This is a genomic window from Shinella kummerowiae, assembly GCF_009827055.1.
Classification (GTDB): domain Bacteria; phylum Pseudomonadota; class Alphaproteobacteria; order Rhizobiales; family Rhizobiaceae; genus Shinella; species Shinella kummerowiae.
The window spans coordinates 58477-76364 of the sequence record NZ_WUMK01000006.1; the positions used below are offsets into that span (position 1 = coordinate 58477).

Genomic DNA, 17888 nt, shown 5'->3' on the forward strand with positions numbered 1-17888 from the left:
CCCTCCCGTTGCCCCGGCGCGCCGCATCAGTTGCCGGACGTCAGGCGGTTGATGGCCGCCTCGATGGTCAGCGTCTCGCGTTCACCGGTCTTGCGATCCTTGATCTCGACTTCGCCGGCGGCAACGCCGCGTGGGCCGGCGATGATCTGCACCGGCGCACCGATGAGATCGGCCGTCGCGAACTTGGCGCCGGCACGCTCGTCCTTGTCGTCGTACAGCACGTCGATGCCGGCTTTCGAGAGCGCAGCGTAGATCGTTTCGCAGGCGGCGTCGCAGGCCGCATCACCCGACTTCATGTTGATGACGATCGCCTCGAAGGGGGCGACGGCCTTCGGCCAGATGATGCCGTTCTCGTCATGCGAGGCTTCGATGATCGCCGGCACGAGGCGCGTCGGGCCGATGCCGTAGGAGCCCATATGCACCGTGTGCTCCTTGCCATCCGGGCCCTGAACCTTGGCGCCCATGGCTTCGGAGTATTTCGTGCCGAAATAGAAGATATGGCCGACCTCGATGCCGCGGGCCGACAGGCGTTCGCTTTCCGGGATCGCCTCGAAGGCGGGCGCGTCGTGCATTTCCGAGGTCGCGGCATAGCGCGAGGTCCATTTGTCGAAAATGCCCTTCAGGCCTGCGGCGTCGTCGAAGTTGGTGTCCAGGCCGGGAATGTCAAAGTTCAAAAAGTCCTTGTGGCAGAAGACTTCTGACTCGCCCGTATCGGCCAGGATGATGAACTCGTGGCTGAGATCGCCACCGATCGGGCCGGTATCGGCGCGCATCGGAATAGCGCGCAGGCCCATGCGCGTGAAGGTGCGCAGGTAGGCGGCGAACATACGGTTATAGGCATGCACGGCGCCTTCGCGGTTCAGGTCGAAGGAATAGGCGTCCTTCATCAGGAACTCGCGCGAGCGCATGGTGCCGAAGCGCGGACGGATCTCGTCGCGGAATTTCAGCTGGATATGGTAGAGGTTGAGCGGCAGGTCCTTGTAGGACTTCACGTAGGACCGGAAGACGTCCGTGATCATTTCCTCGTTGGTGGGACCATAGAGCATCGGACGCTCCTGGCGGTCCTTGATGCGCAGCATCTCCTTGCCATAGGCGTCGTAACGACCGCTCTCCTGCCAGAGTTCGGCGGACTGCAAGGTCGGCATCAAGAGCTCGATGGCGCCGGCGCGGTTCTGCTCCTCGCGGATGATCGCATTCACCTTGTCCAGGACGCGTTTGCCGAGCGGCAACCAGGTGTAGATACCCTGGGACTGCTGCTTGACCATGCCGGCACGCAGCATCAGCCGGTGCGAGACGATCTCGGCCTCTTTGGGGTTTTCCTTGAGGATGGGCAGGAAGAAGCGTGAAAGGCGCATATCGGTTTCCAGCGGGACTGATCCGCCCTATTCGGGGAATCGGGCAAAATGACGTTGATTTTCACGCGTTCATAAACGCTTCGCCGCAGGAAGGAAACCCGGCACGCCGAGTGGGGATGCCGGGCCGAAGCAGTGCCGGCCGGCGCAGACCACTCCGAGAAATGTGGCGGAAAAATGGGGGCGTCAATAACAGAAATTGCGTGCGGCTTGTCAACGGAAAAATTTTATTCCACTGTAGCAAAAATGCAAAAAAAGCGGATGACAACGCCTAAGCTTTGGGCTAGTTTCAGGTCACAAAACAGGCAGGAAGTACAAATTCCTGCCATTTCGCGGTCAAGTCTTGGGAGGATCAGATCTTAGGCGCGCGTAGACGCTGCCACCGCACAACGGATAGAGATCACGCGATACCTGTAAAACAAGGCTTTCAGCCTTGTTTTTTTTTGCCTTTTCCCCAGTCGACTTTCGCTTTATCAATTTCTCGCCGCGCGTCCATGCGTCAAAGACGCACAGCGACATCCGCTGCGACACTCCGCCTCAGGCAAGGTGAACAAACCCGCGCCAGTTTGCATGACTCAAGGGCAATCAAGGGCCGCTGGCGGGCTTTTTCCGACACAATATGACAGCCGAGAAACGGAAGACTATTCCGCACGACGTCAAAGACAGGGAATGGCTTGCTTTCGCGAGGTGAACGGACGTTAACCTATGTGGCGGCCGCCTATTTGAAATTCGGCATGAATTGCGGGATGGAGTCGATGCCGTAGCCGAGGCGCACCGACACGACGTACCAACAGCCGTAGATGATGGCGGAGACGAGCGTGGTTATGAGCATCACCCGGCCACCACGGAATCGCACCGGCGCGCTTTCCACCGTACCGGGCACAACCTCATGTGCCTCGCCTTGGGTCTTCATCCCGAAGGGCAGTACGGCAAAAAGCGTCAACCACCAGACGATGAAATAGACGGCGAAAAAGGAAAACCACTGCATGGACGAGCCCTCGTGCGACAGGCGGTCTTTTACGCCGGTCGCGGGTGAAGTTCAAATGGCCGAAGGGCGGCGTGCTGTCACACCTCTTCGAGTTCGACCAAAGTGCCTAGAAAATCCTTGGGGTGGAGAAAGAGCACCGGCTTGCCATGCGCGCCCGTCTTCGGATTGCCATCGCCAAGCACGCGCGCGCCGCTTGCCACCAGCCGGTCGCGGACGGCGAGAATGTCGTCCACCTCGTAGCAGATATGATGCATGCCGCCGGCGGGCGATTTTTCGAGAAAGGCGGCGATGGGGGAAGCCGCGCCCAGCGGCTCAAGCAATTCCACCTTGGTGTTCGGCAGTTCGACGAAGACGACCGTCACGCCATGCTCCGGCAAGGCCTGCGGTGCGGACACCGTAGCGCCCAGCGTGTCGCGATAGGTCGCGGTGGCGGTGGCAAGATCCGGCACGGCGATGGCGATGTGATTGACCTTACCGAGCATGGCTGTCTCCTCTTGTGGGCCATCGTTGGGACAAGCCCCTCGCCCGCCTGCCGGCCCCTTCTCCCCGCAAGCGGGGCGAAGGGGATGTCGTACCGTCGTCCCGGAAAGCCCGTACGAGGCAAGAGGTCGCCTCAATCCCCTCTCCCCGTTTACGGGGAGAAGGTCGCGGCAGCGGGATGAGGGGCTGGCGCTTGCCCGGGTCAGACTTTCGTCAGGAAGACCGTGACCACTGGCTTCTTGCCCCAGATCTCGTTTGCCGTCGAGCGCACGGCGCGGCGCACGGATTCTCGCACCATCTCCAGATCCTTGCGACGGGCGCGCGGGATGCTTTCGACGGCGCCGAGCACGGCGTCATAGAGCGTGTCGCCCATATCCTCGCCCTCGTCATCGAACTGCGGCAGGCCGAAGGGCTCGACCTCAGGATCGCCCATGAAGTCGAAACGGCTGTCGAGCAGGATGCTGACGGCGACATGGCCGACGAAGGCGAGCTTGCGGCGATCGCCGATGCCCATTTCCTCATAGTCGCCGATCAGGTTGCCGTCCTTGAAGATACGGCCGAAGGGGGCGTGGTCCACGACCTCGGGCTCGCCCGGCGCGAGCTTGAGGACATCGCCATTGCGCACGCGCGGCACGTTGGCGACACCGGACTGTTCGGCAAGCTCGGCATGCGCCGTCAGGTGCACCGCCTCGCCATGCACCGGCACGACCATCGCGGGGCGCGTCCAGCTATACATCTGCTGCAGTTCCGTCCGGCGCGGATGGCCGGAAACGTGCACCAGCGCCTCGCTATCGGTAATGACGTTGATGCCCTGTTCGACCAGGCCGTTCTTGATGTCGTTGATCGCCTTCTCGTTGCCCGGAATGGCACGCGAGGAGAAGATGATCGTATCGCCATCCGTGAAGGCGACATTGCGCATCTCATCGCGGGCGATCTTGGCGAGCGCCGCGCGCGGCTCACCCTGACTGCCCGTCAGGATGACGACGACCTTGTCGCGCGGGATGTAACCGAACTCGTCTTCCGCAATGAACGGCTTCAGGCCTTCCATCAGGCCGATATCTCGGGCGACCTCGGTCACGCGCTTCATGGAACTGCCGAGCAGCAGCACCTCGCGCCCGGCGGCTTCCGCAGCCTGGGCGATCGAACGGATACGACCGACATTCGAGGAGAAGGTGGTGATGCCCACCCTGCCCTCGGCGGCTTCGATGATTTTGGTGAGGCTTTCGGAGACTTCGCGCTCCGAGGGCGAGACGCCGTCGCGCAACGCGTTCGTGCTGTCGCAGATCAGCGCTAGCACGCCCTCGTCGCCGAGTTTGCGGAAGCGCGCTTCGTCGGTCAGCGGCCCGAGCGACGGATCGAGGTCGATCTTCCAGTCGCCGGTATGGATGACGGTGCCGAGCGGCGTCTTGATCGCCAGCGACATCGGCTCGGGGATGGAGTGGTTGACGCCGACCGCCTCGATTTCGAAAGGGCCGACATTGATGCGGTCGCCCTGCTTGAAGATCGTCACCGGGATTTCGGTGCGGCTGCGCTCGTAGTTGCGCTTGGCTTCCAGCATGCCCGCCGTGAAGGGCGAGGCATAGACCGGGACGTTGAGGCCCGGCCAGAGATCGTTCAGCGCGCCATAATGGTCTTCGTGGGCATGAGTGATGATGATGCCCTTGAGCTTTTCACGCTCCTTGGCGAGAAAACGGATATCGGGCAGCACCAGGTCGACGCCCGGCAGGTCCGGCCCCGGAAAGGTGACGCCGCAATCGACCATGATCCACTGGCGGTTCTCCTTCGGGCCGTAGCCGTAGAGCGCGAGGTTCATGCCGATTTCGCCGACGCCGCCAAGCGGCAGGAATACCAGTTCGTCTTGTTTTGCCATCGGCTTCAAAAAGTCCTATCCAAAAAATACGTCGCCGGCCGCGATCAGTCGCGTGCCGCCGTCATCCGTCTCCAGTTTCAGGAGACCTGTATCATCAATTCCGGAAAAGCGCCCGGAAATAGAACGGTCGGGAAGGTTGACCGTTATGTTTTCGCCAATGCCGCCAGCCACCTGTTTCCAGCGTTCCATGATGGCGGAAATACCGTGGCCGCCGTCCCACAGCGCAAGGGTTTCGGCCATGGACTGGAAGAGATAGGCGAAAAGTTCGTCAGGGGAAGCGAAGGCGCCGAATTCACGCAACGTCGCGACGGGATAGAGCGGCGCATCCGGCGCCACCGACACGTTGATGCCGATACCGATCACCAGGCCATGCCGACCGTCGGGCAGCGTCTCGCCTTCGATCAGGATGCCGCAGACCTTGCGGCGATCCACCAGGATGTCGTTCGGCCATTTGATCACGACCTCGGCGGCATCGAGCGGCATGATGCGGCTCACCGCGTCCTGCACGGCGACTGCGACGGCGAGCGGCAGGGAGCCAAGCCGATCCATCGGTGCCGGATCGGTCAGGAGCAGCGAGGCGTAGAGATTGCCGGGCTCGGAGAACCAGGCGCGACCGCGCCGCCCACGCCCGCCCGTCTGCCGTTCCGCGGTGATCCAGAGACCGGAAAGCGCGCCCTTTCGGGCGCGCTCCAGGCATTCCGTATTGGTCGAGCCCACATCGCTGAGCGCCTCGTGCCGGAAGTCATCGAGCGACATCCGGCGCGGGTGACTGGGCCCGCTCAAAAGAAGGTCCGTGCCGCAGCTTCGGCCGCGTTGCCGATCGGGCCACCGATCAGCACGTAACCGAGGACGAACAGGCCGGACAGGCCGAAGACCAGCTTCAGTTCGCCGGCGGTGCGGGCAAATTCGCCCGTCGCCTCATCGAACCACATCACCTTGATGATGCGCAGATAGTAGTAGGCGCCGACGACAGAGGCGAGCACACCGATGATGGCGAGCGCGTAGAGGTGCGCCTCGATCGCCGCCATGAAGACGAAATACTTGGCGAAGAAACCCGCCATCGGCGGAATGCCGGCAAGCGAGAACATCAGGATCGTCAGCACGGTGGCCATGAAGGGGTTGGTCGAGGAGAGGCCCGACAGATCATCGATGTTCTCGACATTGCCGCCTTCCTTGCGACGCATGGCGAGGATGCAGGCAAAGGTGCCGAGCGTCATCACCATGTAGATCAGCATATAGAGTGCCACGCCACGCACGCCGGCCATGGAGCCGGAAGCGAGGCCGACAAGCGCGTAGCCCATGTGACCGATCGAGGAATAGGCCATCAGGCGCTTGATGTTGCGCTGGCCGATCGCGGCGAACGAGCCAAGCAGCATGGAGGCGATCGAGATGAACACGACAACCTGCTGCCAGTCGGCGACGACCGGCTGGAAGGCTTCGATGACGATGCGCACCAGCATGGCCATGGCAGCGACCTTCGGCGCGGCCGCGAAGAAGGCCGTGACGGGGGTCGGCGCACCTTCATAAACGTCCGGCGTCCACATGTGGAAGGGCACGGCCGAGATCTTGAAGGCGAGACCGGCGAGGATGAACACCAGGCCGAAGACGAGGCCGAGCGAACGGCCTTCCGCCGTCAAGGCGGCGGCGATTTCCTGGAAACCGATCTGGCCGGTGAAACCGTAGACCAGCGACATGCCGTAGAGCAGCATGCCCGAGGAAAGTGCGCCGAGCACGAAGTATTTCAGGCCAGCTTCCGTGGAGCGCAGGCTGTCGCGGTTGATCGCGGCGACGACGTAAAGCGCCAGCGACTGCAGTTCCAGCGCGAGATAGAGCGACAGCAGGCTGTTGGCCGAGATCATCAACAGCATGCCGAGCGTCGAAAGCACGATGAGGACGGGGAACTCGAAGCGGTCGAGCTGTTCCGAGCGGGCGTGGCCGACGGTCATCACCATGGCGGTGATGGAACCGATCAGCGCCAGCACCTTCATGAACTTGGCGAAGGCATCGGAAACGAAGGCGCCGCCATAGGCCTGGCCCTCGCCGGTGGCAAGCACCAGCCAGAGGCCGGAGATGATGAGCAGCGCGACGGCAAGGCCGGTCACAGTCGTACCCGAGCGCTCGCCGGAAAACACACCGACCATCAACAGGGCGAGCGCACCGACGGCAAGAATGATCTCCGGGATCGAGAGCTGAAGGCTGGCGAGGATTGTATCAGCAGTCATGTCTTGGGTCCCGTCGTCAGTTCGCCGTCAGCGCAACGGATTGCGCCGCCTGCAGAGCCGCGGAGTAGTTATTGAGCAGCGCGTCGACCGAAGCCGCCGTCGCATCGAACACCGGCGCCGGATAGACGCCGTAGAAGATCGTGAGGATCACGAGCGGATAGAGCAGCAGCTTCTCGCGCATATCCAGATCGAGCAGCGACTTCAGGCTTTCCTTCTCGAGCGCACCGAAGATCACCCGGCGGTAGAGCCAGAGCGCGTAGGAGGCCGAGAGGATGACGCCGGTGGTGGCAAAGAGTGCCACCCAGGTGTTGGCGCGGAAGATGCCGATCAGCGTCATGAACTCGCCGACGAAACCCGACGTGCCGGGAAGGCCGACGTTTGCCATGGTGAAGATCATGAAGGCGACGGCATATTTCGGCATGTTGTTGACGAGGCCGCCATAGGCCGCGATCTCGCGGGTATGCAGCCGGTCATAGACGACGCCGACGCAGAGGAAGAGCGCGCCGGAGACGATGCCGTGCGAAAGCATCTGGAAGATAGCGCCCTGGAGACCCTGCGCGTTCGCCGCGAAGATACCCATGGTCACATAGCCCATGTGGGCGACCGACGAGTAGGCGATCAGCTTCTTGATGTCGTCCTGCATCAGCGCCACCAGCGAGGTGTAGATGATGGCGATGACCGACAGCGCGAAGACGAAGGGCGCGAAATAGTCGGAAGCGAGCGGGAACATGGCGAGCGAGAAACGGATGAAGCCGTAGCCGCCGAGCTTCAGGAGCACGCCTGCCAGGATGACCGAACCCGCCGTCGGCGCCTGCACGTGTGCATCCGGAAGCCAGGTGTGGACCGGCCACATCGGCATCTTCACCGCGAAGGAAGCGAAGAAGGCGAGCCACAGCCAGGTCTGCATATGCGGCGGGAAGCTGTAGGCGAGCAGTTCGGTGATGTCGGTCGTGCCGGCCTGCCAATACATCGCCATGATGGCGAGCAGCATCAGCACCGAGCCGAGCAGCGTGTAGAGGAAGAACTTGTAGGAGGCGTAGACGCGATCCTTGCCGCCCCAGACACCGATGATGATGAACATCGGAATAAGGCCGGCTTCGAAGAACACGTAGAACAGCACGATATCGAGCGACACGAAGACGCCGACCATGAACACTTCCAGCAACAGGAAGGCGATCATGTATTCGCGCAGGCGCTTCTCGACCGAATGCCAGCTTGCGAGCACGCAGAACGGCATCAGGAAGGTCGAGAGAATGACGAACAGCATGGAGATGCCGTCGACGCCGAGATGGTACGAAATACCGGTGCCGAGCCACTCGGCCTTCTCGACCATCTGGAAGCCGGGATTGGCGTTGTCGAAACCGATCCAGATGAAGAGCGAGAGAACGAAGGTGAAGACCGTCGTCAGCAGCGACACGTTCAGGATGTTGCGCCGGCCATACGGGCTGTCTTCCCGCGTCAGCAGCAGAAGCGCCACGCCGACGAGCGGGAGGAAGGTGACCGCTGAAAGAATGGGCCAATCGGTCATCAGAGGGAGCTCCCGAGCATCATCCAGGTAACGAGTGCTGCAATACCCAGCAGCATCGCGAATGCGTAGTGATAAAGGTAACCGGTCTGGAGGCGCACGACGCGATCCGTGACGTCCAGCACGCGGGCGGCGATGCCGTTCGGGCCGAGACCGTCGATGACGGAACCGTCACCCTTCTTCCAGAGGAACTTGCCGATCCGCATGGCGGGGCGGACGAAGAGGAAGTCGTACAGCTCGTCGAAGTACCACTTGTTGAGCAGGAACTGGTAGAGACCGCGGTGCTGCTCGGCGAGGTACTTCGGCGTTTCCGGCGAGCGGATGTACATGTACCAGGCGGTGACGAAGCCCAGTGCCATGGCCGCGAACGGGCTCCACTTCACCCACTTCGGAACGTGATGGTATTCGTTCACGAGGTCATTGCCCGGCAGCGTGAAGAGTGCGCCCTGCCAGAATTCGGCGTAGTGGTGGCCGTAGAAATACTCGACGAAGATCACGCCTGCGACGACCGCGCCTGCGGCGAGCAGGTAGAGCGGGATCAGCATGACGGCCGGCGATTCATGCACGTGGTGCATGACATCGGCGGACGCGCGCGGCTTGCCGAAGAACGTCATGAAGGCCAGACGCCAGGAATAGAAGCTGGTGAAGAGCGCAGCGATGACCAAGAGCACGAAGGCGAAACCGGCGACCGGGCTGTGCGAGGCGAAGGCGGATTCGATAATCGCGTCCTTCGAGAAGAAGCCGGCGAAACCGATGACCGTGCCCGGGATGCCGACGCCTGTCAGCGCCAGCGTGCCGATCGTCATCATCCAGAAGGTGATCGGGATGTGCTTGCGCAGGCCACCCATGTAACGCATGTCCTGCTCGCCATCGACGGCGTGGATGACCGAACCGGCGCCAAGGAACAAGAGCGCCTTGAAGAAGGCGTGCGTGAAGAGGTGGAAGATCGCCGCGCCATAGGCGCCGATGCCGAGTGCCACGAACATGTAGCCGAGCTGCGAGCAGGTCGAGTAGGCGATGACGCGCTTGATGTCGTTCTGCACGAGGCCGACCGTCGCCGCGAAGAAGGCGGTGATGGCGCCGACGAGCGTCACGACCATCAGAGCGGTGTGCGACAGTTCGAACAGCGGCGACATGCGGGCGACGAGGAAGACGCCGGCGGTGACCATGGTCGCCGCGTGGATGAGGGCCGAAACCGGGGTCGGGCCTTCCATCGCGTCCGGCAGCCAGGTGTGCAGCAGGAACTGCGCCGACTTGCCCATCGCGCCCATGAAGAGCAGCAGGCAGGTGGCGGTCAGCGCATGCGACTTGTCGAGCGTCATGCCGAAGAGGTTGATGACGGGTTCGGCAGCGTCCGCAGCGCCTTCAGCCGGCAGGTAGGTCGCGGCGGTGGCGAAGATCGTCTCGAGGTTGATCGAGCCGAACAGCACGAACACGGCGGAAATGCCCAGAATAAAACCGAAGTCACCGACGCGGTTGACGATGAAGGCCTTCATGGCGGCGGCACAGGCCGACGGCTTCTTGTACCAGAAGCCGATCAGCAGGTAGGACGCCAGGCCCACGCCTTCCCAGCCGAAGAACATCTGCAGCAGATTGTCCGACGTCACCAGCATGAGCATGGCGAAGGTGAAGAGCGACAGGTAGGCGAAGAAGCGCGGCCGATGCGGATCGTGGTGCATGTAGCCGATCGAATAGACGTGCACGAGCGTCGAGACCGAGTTCACCACGACGAGCATCACGGCTGTCAGCGTATCGACGCGGAACGCCCATTCGACATCGAGGCCGCCGGACTGGATCCAGCGCAGCACACTGACCTTGACCATCTCCGTCTCGCCCATGGCGACATCGAAGAAGACGACCCACGACAGGGCTGCCGCCAGGATCATGAAGCCGGAGGTAACATATTCGGACGCCTTGGCGCCGATGGCATTGCCGCCGATGCCGGCGATCAGGAAGCCGGTCAAAGGAAGGAAGACGATTGCCTTGATGATGGTATCCATGACCCGATCAGCCCTTCATCATATTGACGTCTTCGACGGCGATCGAACCGCGGTTGCGGTAGAAGACGACGAGAATTGCAAGACCGATGGCCGCTTCCGCAGCCGCGACGGTCAGAATGAACAGCGCGAAGACCTGGCCGACGATATCGTTCAGGAAGGCCGAGAACGCGACCATGTTGATGTTGACCGCAAGCAGGATGAGCTCGATCGACATCAGGATGACGATGACGTTCTTCCGGTTCAGGAAGATGCCGAAGACGCCGAGGGTGAACAGGATGGCGCTGACGGTGAGATAGTGGGAAATACCGATTTCCATGATGCTTTTCCTTGGGTCCCGCTGCCTCAGATGCCCTGACCGGGCTTCACCTTGACGACCTCGACGGCGGTTTCCGGCGTGCGGGCAACCTGCTGCGAGATATTCTGGCGCTTGATATGTGGCTTGTGGCGCAGCGTCAGCACGATCGCACCGATCATTGCGACGAGCAGCACGAGGCCGGCGATCTGGAAGAAGTAGACGTAGTGCGTGTAGAGCACGTCGCCGAGGGCCGCGGTGTTTTCGCGCTGGGCGACCGGCGGGATCGGCATCGAGATGTTGCTGGCGATCTCCGGCGAGAACGTCGAGCCACCAACGACGATGACCAACTCGGCCGCAAGGATGAGGCCGATCAGCGCGCCGACCGGGGCATATTCAAGCGCGCCGGAGCGCAGCTCCGCAAAATCGATGTCGAGCATCATGACGACGAAGAGGAAGAGAACCGCAACCGCGCCGACATAGACGACCAGCAGGATCATCGCCAGGAACTCGGCGCCCGTCAGCAGGAACAGGCCCGCCGAATTGAAGAAGGTGAGGATCAGGAACAGCACGGAGTAAACCGGATTCCTGGACGCGATCACCATGAAGGCGGACGCCACCGCCACGAAGGCGAACAGATAGAAGAATAGAGCCTGCAGACCCATTTTGGTGCCTTTTCGTCTTCCCCGGAGAAGATCCCCTCCCCCGTCGAAGCCTGACGAACCGTCTCGTCAGGCACTTACATTCATTATGCCTTTCCGCCCGATATCAGCGGTAAGGCGAGTCCATCGCGATGTTGCGGGCGATTTCCCGCTCCCAGCGATCGCCGTTTTCGAGCAGCTTCTGCTTGTCGTAGTAGAGCTCCTCGCGCGTCTCGGTCGCGAACTCGAAGTTCGGGCCTTCGACGATGGCGTCGACCGGGCAGGCTTCCTGGCAGAAACCGCAATAGATGCACTTCACCATGTCGATATCGTAACGCACCGTGCGGCGCGTGCCGTCGTTGCGGCGCGGACCCGCCTCGATGGTGATGGCCTGAGCGGGACAGATCGCCTCGCACAGCTTGCAGGCGATGCAGCGCTCTTCACCGTTCGGATAACGGCGCAGCGCATGCTCGCCGCGGAAGCGCGGGGAGACCGGGCCCTTTTCGAAGGGATAGTTCACCGTCGCCTTGGGACGGAAGAAGTAACGCATCGACAGGAAGAACGCGCCGACGAATTCCTTGAGGAACAGCGAATTGACGGCTTGGGAGAGACTAGCCATTTCAAGCTCCAATGCTGCTGAGGTGGGGCGCGGTCCTCATGCGGACCAGCCCGTCAGCTTCAGCACGAATGCAACGATAACGACCATGGCGAGCGAGATCGGAAGGAAGACCTTCCAGCCGAGACGCATGAGCTGGTCGTAGCGGTAGCGCGGCACGAAGGCCTTCACCATCGCGAACATGAAGAAGACGAAACATGCCTTCAGGACGAACCAGACGATGCCGGGAACCCAGTTCAGGAACCAGACGTCGACCGGAGGCAGCCAGCCGCCGAGGAAGAGGATGGTCGTCAGCGCGCACATCAGGCAGATGGCCGCATATTCGCCGAGCATGAACATCATGTACGGGGTGGAGCCGTACTCGACCATGAAGCCGGCGACGAGTTCGGATTCCGCTTCCGGCAGGTCGAAGGGCGGGCGGTTCGTTTCGGCGAGCGCCGAGATGAAGAACACCACGAACATCGGGAACAGCGCCAGCCAGTGCCAGTCGAGGAACGAACCCGGCAGGCCGATCATCGTGCCGACGCCGTCGCGCTGCGAGTTGACGATATCCGTCAGGTTCAGCGAACCGACGCAGAGGAGAACGGTGACGATGACGAAGCCGATCGACACTTCGTAGGACACCATCTGTGCCGCGGAACGCAGCGCGCCGAGGAACGGGTACTTCGAGTTCGAAGCCCAACCGCCCATGATGATGCCGTACACTTCAAGCGAGGAGATCGCGAAGATGTAGAGGATGCCGACATTGATGTTGGCGATGACCCAGCCATCGTTGAGCGGCACGACCGCCCAGGTGGCGAGTGCCAGCGTCACCGAGACGAGCGGCGCCAGAAGGAAGATCACCTTGTTGGCGGTCGCCGGGATCACCGGCTCCTTGAAGACGAACTTCAGGAGGTCGGCGAAGGACTGGAACAGGCCCCAGGGACCGACGACGTTCGGGCCACGGCGCAACTGCACAGCCGCCCAGATCTTGCGGTCGGCGAGAAGCACGTAGGCGATGAAGACCAGCAGCGCGACCAAGAGCAGCAGCGACTGCGCCACCATGATCAGGCCGGGCCAAACGTAGGTCGAAATGAAAGCGTCCATACCGTCTTATTCCTTCGCGCTCATTCCGCCGCGGCTTTGAAATTGTTGCGGGCAAGCGCCGAGCACTCGGCCATGACCGCGGAGGCGCGCGCTATCGGGTTCGTCAAATAGAAGTCTTTGATCGGAGACGCAAACCCGGAATTCGCCATCGTCCCGCCTTTTTTCGCAAGTGCGGAAAGATCGGCGATTTCGCCAGCCGCAATCTCGTCGATCTGGGCGAAATGCGGGTGCGCCGCATAGAGCTTCGCGCGCAGCTGCACGAGCGAATCGAACGGCAGCTTCTTGCCCAGCACATCGGAGAGAGCACGCAGGATCGCCCAGTCTTCGCGGGCATCGCCCGGTGCGAAGCCGGCGCGGCTGCCCATCTGGACGCGGCCTTCGGTGTTGACCCAGGTGCCCGACTTTTCGGTATAGGCGGCACCCGGCAGGATGACGTCGGCGACATGCGCCGCATTGTCGCCGTGCGAGCCGATATAGACCGTGAAGGCGCTCTTCTTCGAGAAATCCATCTCGTCGGCGCCGAGCAGGAAGAGCACGTCGGTGCCATCAAGCATGTCGGCTGCCGCCTTGCCGCCCTCGCCCGGCACGAAGCCGAGGTCGAGGCCGCCGACGCGCGAGGCTGCGGTGTGCAGAACGGCAAGACCGTTCCAGTCCGCCTTCACCGCACCGACTTTTTCCGCCAGCGCGGTGACGGCCGAGAGAACCGCCAGACCATCGGCACGCGACAGCGCGCCCTGGCCGATGATGATCATCGGACGCGCGGCCTTCTTCAGCTTGGCGGCGAACTTGACCGAACCGTCGATCAGGCCGGAGAGCGTATCCGTGCCGGCGCCGAGATATTCGTAGCCGTAGCGCAGTTCGCCCTGTTCGCCGATCACGCCGATCGGGAAGTTGTCCATGCGCCAGCGCTTGCGGATGCGGGCGTTCAGCACCGCAGCTTCGAGGCGTGGGTTGGAGCCGACGATCAACAGGGCGTCGGCCTGCTCGATGCCTTCGATGGTCGGGTTGAACAGGTAGCTGGCGCGGCCGAGCGACGGATCGAGCGCCGAACCGTCCTGACGGCAATCAATGCTCTTGGAACCGAGCGATGCCATCAGTTCGCGCAGCGCGAACATTTCCTCGACGGAGGCGAGATCGCCGGCGATCGCGCCGATGCGGTCACCGGAGGTAGCGGCGACGGCGGCCTTGATGGCGCCGAAGGCGTCCGCCCAGGTGGCCGGCTGGAGACGTCCATCCTTGCGGACATACGGACGGTCGAGGCGCTGGGTCTTCAGGCCATCCCAGATGAAGCGGGTCTTGTCGGAGATCCACTCTTCGTTGATCTCTTCATTGACGCGCGGAAGGATGCGCATGACTTCGCGGCCACGCGTATCGACGCGGATCGCCGAGCCGAGGGCATCCATGACGTCGATCGATTCGGTCTTGTTCAGTTCCCACGGACGGGCCGTGAAGGCGAAGGGCTTGGAGGTGAGCGCGCCGACCGGGCAGAGGTCGACCACGTTGCCCTGAAGCTCGGAGGTCATCGCCTGTTCGAGATAGGTGGTGATCTCGGCATCCTCGCCGCGGCCGATCAGGCCAAGCTCGGTGATGCCGGCCACTTCCGTCGTGAAGCGAACGCAACGCGTGCAGTGAATGCAGCGGTTCATGATCGTCTTGACGAGCGGGCCGATATACTTGTCCTCGACCGCGCGCTTGTTTTCGGCGTAGCGCGACGAGTCGATGCCGAAGGCCATCGCCTGGTCCTGCAGGTCGCATTCGCCGCCCTGGTCGCAGATCGGGCAATCCAGCGGATGGTTGATGAGCAGGAACTCCATCACGCCTTCGCGCGCCTTCTTGACCATCGGCGTGGTCGTGAAGACTTCCGGCGCTTCGCCGTTCGGGCCGGGACGGAGGTCGCGCACGCCCATGGCGCAGGAGGCCGCCGGCTTCGGCGGGCCGCCCTTCACCTCGACGAGACACATGCGGCAGTTGCCGGCAACCGACAGCCGCTCGTGGAAACAGAAGCGCGGAACCTCGGCGCCCGCCTCCTCACACGCCTGAAGCAGCGTGAAGTGATCCGGGACTTCGATTTCTTTTCCGTCGACTTTCAGCTTTGCCATATCTGCTTTCCCGCTTTTGACGTGGAACCCCGCGTCTCGCCAGCGCCATTCTCTCCGGCCTTCGTTCCGGGCCCTTGCCCGGCCCTTCGGCCTTTGTTCTCAACTCACCGGTCCCGGTGGAGCCTCAGCCCCTGCCCTTCGCCAGCGCCTTTGCCTGCTCCACCCAGCCGTCGCGGACGATACGCCGCCCACCAAAACCGAGTTCGGCTTCAATCCGCGCCACATCCTCAGCCTTCAAGGCCGCGATGTCGGCATAACGCCGGATGCCCATGCCGTTCAGCACCTGCTCCAGCTTCGGCCCGATGCCCGAAATCGCCTTCAGGTCATCGGCCTTGGCGGTTCTCGCGGCCGGTGCCTTGCGCACCGGCTTTGCTTCCACCACCTTCGGCGTCGCGCGTCTCTCGCGCGCCACCTTTATCGTCTCTTCAGCGGCCGGCACTTGTGCCTTCACCACCGGTTCCGGCGAAACCACCGCCAGCACCGGCTTGGCCTCGACGGGCGCCGCCTTGGCGGTAACCTCGGCCGCCTCGTCAAGCGCCACCTTGGCCCGCGCCGTCGCGTCCTGCATCAGGCCCAGCATCATCCCGGCCATCTGGCCCGCAATGCCGAAACCGATCGCCGTGGTTGCCGCCATCGCCGCGACGGGATCAGCCATCAGCGGCATGCCCGGCATCGGCTTCAGCCACGGCGCCAGACCGAACGGGTCGTCGCCGGCGGCTGTTGCCGGCGGGACTTGGGTGGAATTTGCATCCTGTCCTGCCGGCTTCATCATCGCCTTACTCCGCTGCTTCCAGCACCGCGCCATGGTCCATGGCGTTGGCCGTGTATTGGTCGATCCGCGCCTCGATTTCAGGGCGGAAGTTGCGAATGAGGCCCTGGATTGGCCAGGCAGCCGCATCACCGAGCGCGCAGATCGTGTGACCTTCGATCTGCTTGGTGACGTCGAACAGCATGTCGATTTCACGCTTCTGGGCGTTGCCGGTCACCATGCGCTGCATGACGCGCATCATCCAGCCGGTGCCTTCGCGGCACGGCGTGCACTGGCCGCAGCTCTCGTGCTTGAAGAAGGCCGAGATGCGCCAGATCGCCTTGATGATGTCCGTCGAGCGATCCATGATGATCATGCCGCCGGTGCCGAAGGAGGACTTCACGTCGCGCAGACCGTCGAAGTCCAGCGTGACGTTCATCATGTCCTCGGCCTTGACGACCGGGCAGGACGCGCCGCCGGGGATGACGGCGAGAAGATTGTCCCAGCCGCCGCGAATGCCGCCGCCGTGCTTTTCGACCATCTCCTTGAAGGAGATGCCCATGGCCTCTTCGACGGTGCAGGGCTTGTTGACGTGGCCGGACATCATGAAGAGCTTGGTGCCGACATTGTTCGGGCGGCCGAACGAGGAGAACCAGGCGGCGCCACGGCGCAGGATCGTCGGCGTGACGGCGATCGATTCGACGTTGTTGACCGTCGTCGGGCAGCCGTAGAGGCCCATGTTTGCCGGGAATGGCGGCTTCAGGCGCGGCTGCCCCTTCTTGCCTTCGAGGCTTTCGAGCAGCGCGGTTTCTTCGCCGCAGATGTAAGCGCCGGCGCCGTGATGGACATAGATGTCGATATCGTAGCCGAGCTTGTTGTTCTTGCCGAGGAGACCGGCATCATAACACTCGTCGATCGCCGCCTGCAGCGCCTCGCGCTCGCGGATGAACTCGCCGCGCACGTAGATATAGGCCGCATTGGCGCCCATGGCGAAGGACGCGATCACGCAGCCTTCGATCAGCGTGTGCGGATCGTGGCGCAGGATATCGCGGTCCTTGCAGGTGCCGGGCTCGGATTCGTCGGCGTTGACGACGAGATAGTGCGGACGGCCGTCGGATTCCTTCGGCATGAAGGACCACTTGAGACCCGTCGGGAAGCCGGCGCCGCCGCGGCCGCGCAGGCCCGACGCCTTGACCTCGTTGACGATCCAGTCGCGACCCTTTTCGAGCAGCTGCTTCGTGCCGTCCCAATGACCCCGGGCCATGGCGCCTTTCAGCGACTTGTCCTTGGTGCCGTAGATATTGGTAAAGATACGATCCTGGTCCTTAAGCATGGTTCTTACCCGCCATTTTCCGTGGCATTGGCAGCGCCGAAAACGCGCCGCGCAATGAATTGAAATGCTACGCCGCCGGCCACCGCGCTGCCCGCCGCCTTCAGCAGCAGCAGCGCTACGGCGCCCATGTCGGCCGCCTGTAGACCGTCCTTGAACGCCGTCTGCTCGCCGACTTCCACGCCCAGAACCTCGGAAGGCGCCAGGAATGTTGAATAGACAAAGTAGCCGAACCCGACAAGCGCGCCCGCCAGATAGGCCGGCGACTTGAAGGGATTGGTGCGGACGGCATGAAGGTCGTCCAGCGATTTGCGAAACTTGTTGGCCACCCAATAGAAGAACAGGCCGGCCAGCAGGGAGGTCAGCACGACGCGCACGGGATCCGTCCGGCCGCTCATCACCACGTTGAAGTAGGCCGCAAACAGTGCCATGCCGACGCCGACGGCCTTCGGCCAGTGCTTTTCGATGAAGACGACCGTCGGGCTGGCCTCGCGCGGCTCATCGCCGCGCACCATGACCCGGCTGCGCTCACCTGATACCTGATGAGGGCTGGCGGCCTGCGGCAGACGTGCGGACGCCATCGGGGTTTTTGCCCTAACAGTGCTCTCCACGCCTTTTTTGCCGAACGCTGCCATCCGT

16 protein-coding genes are annotated in these 17888 nt (G+C 62.6%); all 16 read right to left on the minus strand.

Annotation, left to right across the window (positions count from 1 at the left end; genetic code table 11):
• Positions 1-26: 26 nt before the first annotated feature.
• The 16 genes from proS to GR138_RS16465 all read right to left on the minus strand — a co-directional run bounded on the left by proS (position 27) and on the right by GR138_RS16465 (position 17884).
• Entirely contained in the window at positions 27-1355 is a 1329-nt protein-coding gene (gene proS / locus GR138_RS16390; protein ID WP_160860336.1) for a proline--tRNA ligase, read from the minus strand.
• 715 nt (positions 1356-2070) lie between these two features.
• A complete protein-coding gene (locus tag GR138_RS16395; protein ID WP_160860337.1) occupies positions 2071-2340 on the minus strand; it encodes a DUF1467 family protein in 270 nt (89 codons plus the stop codon).
• A gap of 77 nt (positions 2341-2417) precedes the next feature.
• The gene (mce, locus tag GR138_RS16400) at positions 2418-2822 is read right to left on the minus strand and encodes a methylmalonyl-CoA epimerase (RefSeq protein WP_160860338.1); all 405 of its coding nucleotides are present in this window, start codon (positions 2820-2822) and stop codon (positions 2418-2420) included.
• A 200-nt stretch (positions 2823-3022) separates the two neighbouring features.
• Positions 3023-4690 (minus strand): ribonuclease J, encoded by a 1668-nt coding sequence (locus GR138_RS16405; protein ID WP_160860339.1) that lies wholly within the window; start codon positions 4688-4690, stop codon positions 3023-3025.
• 15 nt (positions 4691-4705) lie between these two features.
• Positions 4706-5446, minus strand: a complete 741-nt coding sequence (locus GR138_RS16410) for a biotin--[acetyl-CoA-carboxylase] ligase (RefSeq protein WP_160860702.1) — start codon at positions 5444-5446, stop codon at positions 4706-4708.
• A 23-nt stretch (positions 5447-5469) separates the two neighbouring features.
• Positions 5470-6912 carry an NADH-quinone oxidoreductase subunit NuoN gene (nuoN, locus tag GR138_RS16415; protein ID WP_160860340.1) on the minus strand — a complete coding sequence of 481 codons (1443 nt, stop codon included), beginning with the start codon at positions 6910-6912 and terminating at the stop codon, positions 5470-5472.
• Positions 6913-6928: 16 nt separating this feature from the next.
• A complete protein-coding gene (locus GR138_RS16420; protein WP_160860341.1) occupies positions 6929-8440 on the minus strand; it encodes an NADH-quinone oxidoreductase subunit M in 1512 nt (503 codons plus the stop codon).
• Complete coding sequence (gene nuoL, locus GR138_RS16425) at positions 8440-10437, minus strand: NADH-quinone oxidoreductase subunit L (protein ID WP_160860342.1); 1998 nt, start codon at positions 10435-10437, stop codon at positions 8440-8442. Before nuoL ends, GR138_RS16420 begins: the two co-directional genes overlap by 1 nt.
• 7 nt (positions 10438-10444) lie before the next feature.
• Positions 10445-10753, minus strand: a complete 309-nt coding sequence (gene nuoK / locus GR138_RS16430) for an NADH-quinone oxidoreductase subunit NuoK (RefSeq protein ID WP_160860343.1) — start codon at positions 10751-10753, stop codon at positions 10445-10447.
• A gap of 26 nt (positions 10754-10779) precedes the next feature.
• Positions 10780-11394: an NADH-quinone oxidoreductase subunit J gene (locus GR138_RS16435; RefSeq protein WP_160860344.1), complete on the minus strand. Its 615-nt coding sequence runs from the start codon at positions 11392-11394 to the stop codon at positions 10780-10782.
• 103 nt (positions 11395-11497) lie between these two features.
• Positions 11498-11989 carry an NADH-quinone oxidoreductase subunit NuoI gene (nuoI, locus tag GR138_RS16440; protein ID WP_160860345.1) on the minus strand — a complete coding sequence of 164 codons (492 nt, stop codon included), beginning with the start codon at positions 11987-11989 and terminating at the stop codon, positions 11498-11500.
• Between the two features lie 36 nt (positions 11990-12025).
• Positions 12026-13072 carry an NADH-quinone oxidoreductase subunit NuoH gene (gene nuoH, locus GR138_RS16445; protein ID WP_160860346.1) on the minus strand — a complete coding sequence of 349 codons (1047 nt, stop codon included), beginning with the start codon at positions 13070-13072 and terminating at the stop codon, positions 12026-12028.
• A 20-nt stretch (positions 13073-13092) separates the two neighbouring features.
• Positions 13093-15171 (minus strand): NADH-quinone oxidoreductase subunit NuoG, encoded by a 2079-nt coding sequence (gene nuoG / locus GR138_RS16450; RefSeq protein WP_160860347.1) that lies wholly within the window; start codon positions 15169-15171, stop codon positions 13093-13095.
• A gap of 124 nt (positions 15172-15295) precedes the next feature.
• Positions 15296-15943 carry an NADH:ubiquinone oxidoreductase gene (locus GR138_RS16455; RefSeq protein ID WP_202402694.1) on the minus strand — a complete coding sequence of 216 codons (648 nt, stop codon included), beginning with the start codon at positions 15941-15943 and terminating at the stop codon, positions 15296-15298.
• A gap of 4 nt (positions 15944-15947) precedes the next feature.
• Positions 15948-17252, minus strand: coding sequence for an NADH-quinone oxidoreductase subunit NuoF (gene nuoF, locus GR138_RS16460; protein ID WP_160860348.1), 1305 nt, complete (start codon positions 17250-17252; stop codon positions 15948-15950).
• Positions 17253-17257: 5 nt separating this feature from the next.
• Positions 17258-17884 carry a hypothetical protein gene (locus GR138_RS16465; RefSeq protein ID WP_160860349.1) on the minus strand — a complete coding sequence of 209 codons (627 nt, stop codon included), beginning with the start codon at positions 17882-17884 and terminating at the stop codon, positions 17258-17260.
• Between the last annotated feature and the right edge of the window lie 4 nt (positions 17885-17888).

Excerpts from the sequence above, each read along its gene's own strand:
- GR138_RS16455 (WP_202402694.1), bottom strand. The coding sequence starts at position 15,943 with ATGATGAAGCCGGCAGGACAGGATGCAAATTCCACCCAAGTCCCGCCG.
- GR138_RS16410 (WP_160860702.1), bottom strand. The coding sequence starts at position 5,446 with ATGTCGCTCGATGACTTCCGGCACGAGGCGCTCAGCGATGTGGGCTCG.
- mce (WP_160860338.1), bottom strand. The coding sequence starts at position 2,822 with ATGCTCGGTAAGGTCAATCACATCGCCATCGCCGTGCCGGATCTTGCC.
- nuoI (WP_160860345.1), bottom strand. The coding sequence starts at position 11,989 with ATGGCTAGTCTCTCCCAAGCCGTCAATTCGCTGTTCCTCAAGGAATTC.
- nuoL (WP_160860342.1), bottom strand. The coding sequence starts at position 10,437 with ATGGATACCATCATCAAGGCAATCGTCTTCCTTCCTTTGACCGGCTTC.
- nuoG (WP_160860347.1), bottom strand. The coding sequence starts at position 15,171 with ATGGCAAAGCTGAAAGTCGACGGAAAAGAAATCGAAGTCCCGGATCAC.
- GR138_RS16405 (WP_160860339.1), bottom strand. The coding sequence starts at position 4,690 with ATGGCAAAACAAGACGAACTGGTATTCCTGCCGCTTGGCGGCGTCGGC.
- GR138_RS16435 (WP_160860344.1), bottom strand. The coding sequence starts at position 11,394 with ATGGGTCTGCAGGCTCTATTCTTCTATCTGTTCGCCTTCGTGGCGGTG.
- GR138_RS16420 (WP_160860341.1), bottom strand. The coding sequence starts at position 8,440 with ATGACCGATTGGCCCATTCTTTCAGCGGTCACCTTCCTCCCGCTCGTC.
- proS (WP_160860336.1), bottom strand. The coding sequence starts at position 1,355 with ATGCGCCTTTCACGCTTCTTCCTGCCCATCCTCAAGGAAAACCCCAAA.
- nuoK (WP_160860343.1), bottom strand. The coding sequence starts at position 10,753 with ATGGAAATCGGTATTTCCCACTATCTCACCGTCAGCGCCATCCTGTTC.
- GR138_RS16465 (WP_160860349.1), bottom strand. The coding sequence starts at position 17,884 with ATGGCAGCGTTCGGCAAAAAAGGCGTGGAGAGCACTGTTAGGGCAAAA.
- nuoH (WP_160860346.1), bottom strand. The coding sequence starts at position 13,072 with ATGGACGCTTTCATTTCGACCTACGTTTGGCCCGGCCTGATCATGGTG.
- GR138_RS16395 (WP_160860337.1), bottom strand. The coding sequence starts at position 2,340 with ATGCAGTGGTTTTCCTTTTTCGCCGTCTATTTCATCGTCTGGTGGTTG.
- nuoN (WP_160860340.1), bottom strand. The coding sequence starts at position 6,912 with ATGACTGCTGATACAATCCTCGCCAGCCTTCAGCTCTCGATCCCGGAG.
- nuoF (WP_160860348.1), bottom strand. The coding sequence starts at position 17,252 with ATGCTTAAGGACCAGGATCGTATCTTTACCAATATCTACGGCACCAAG.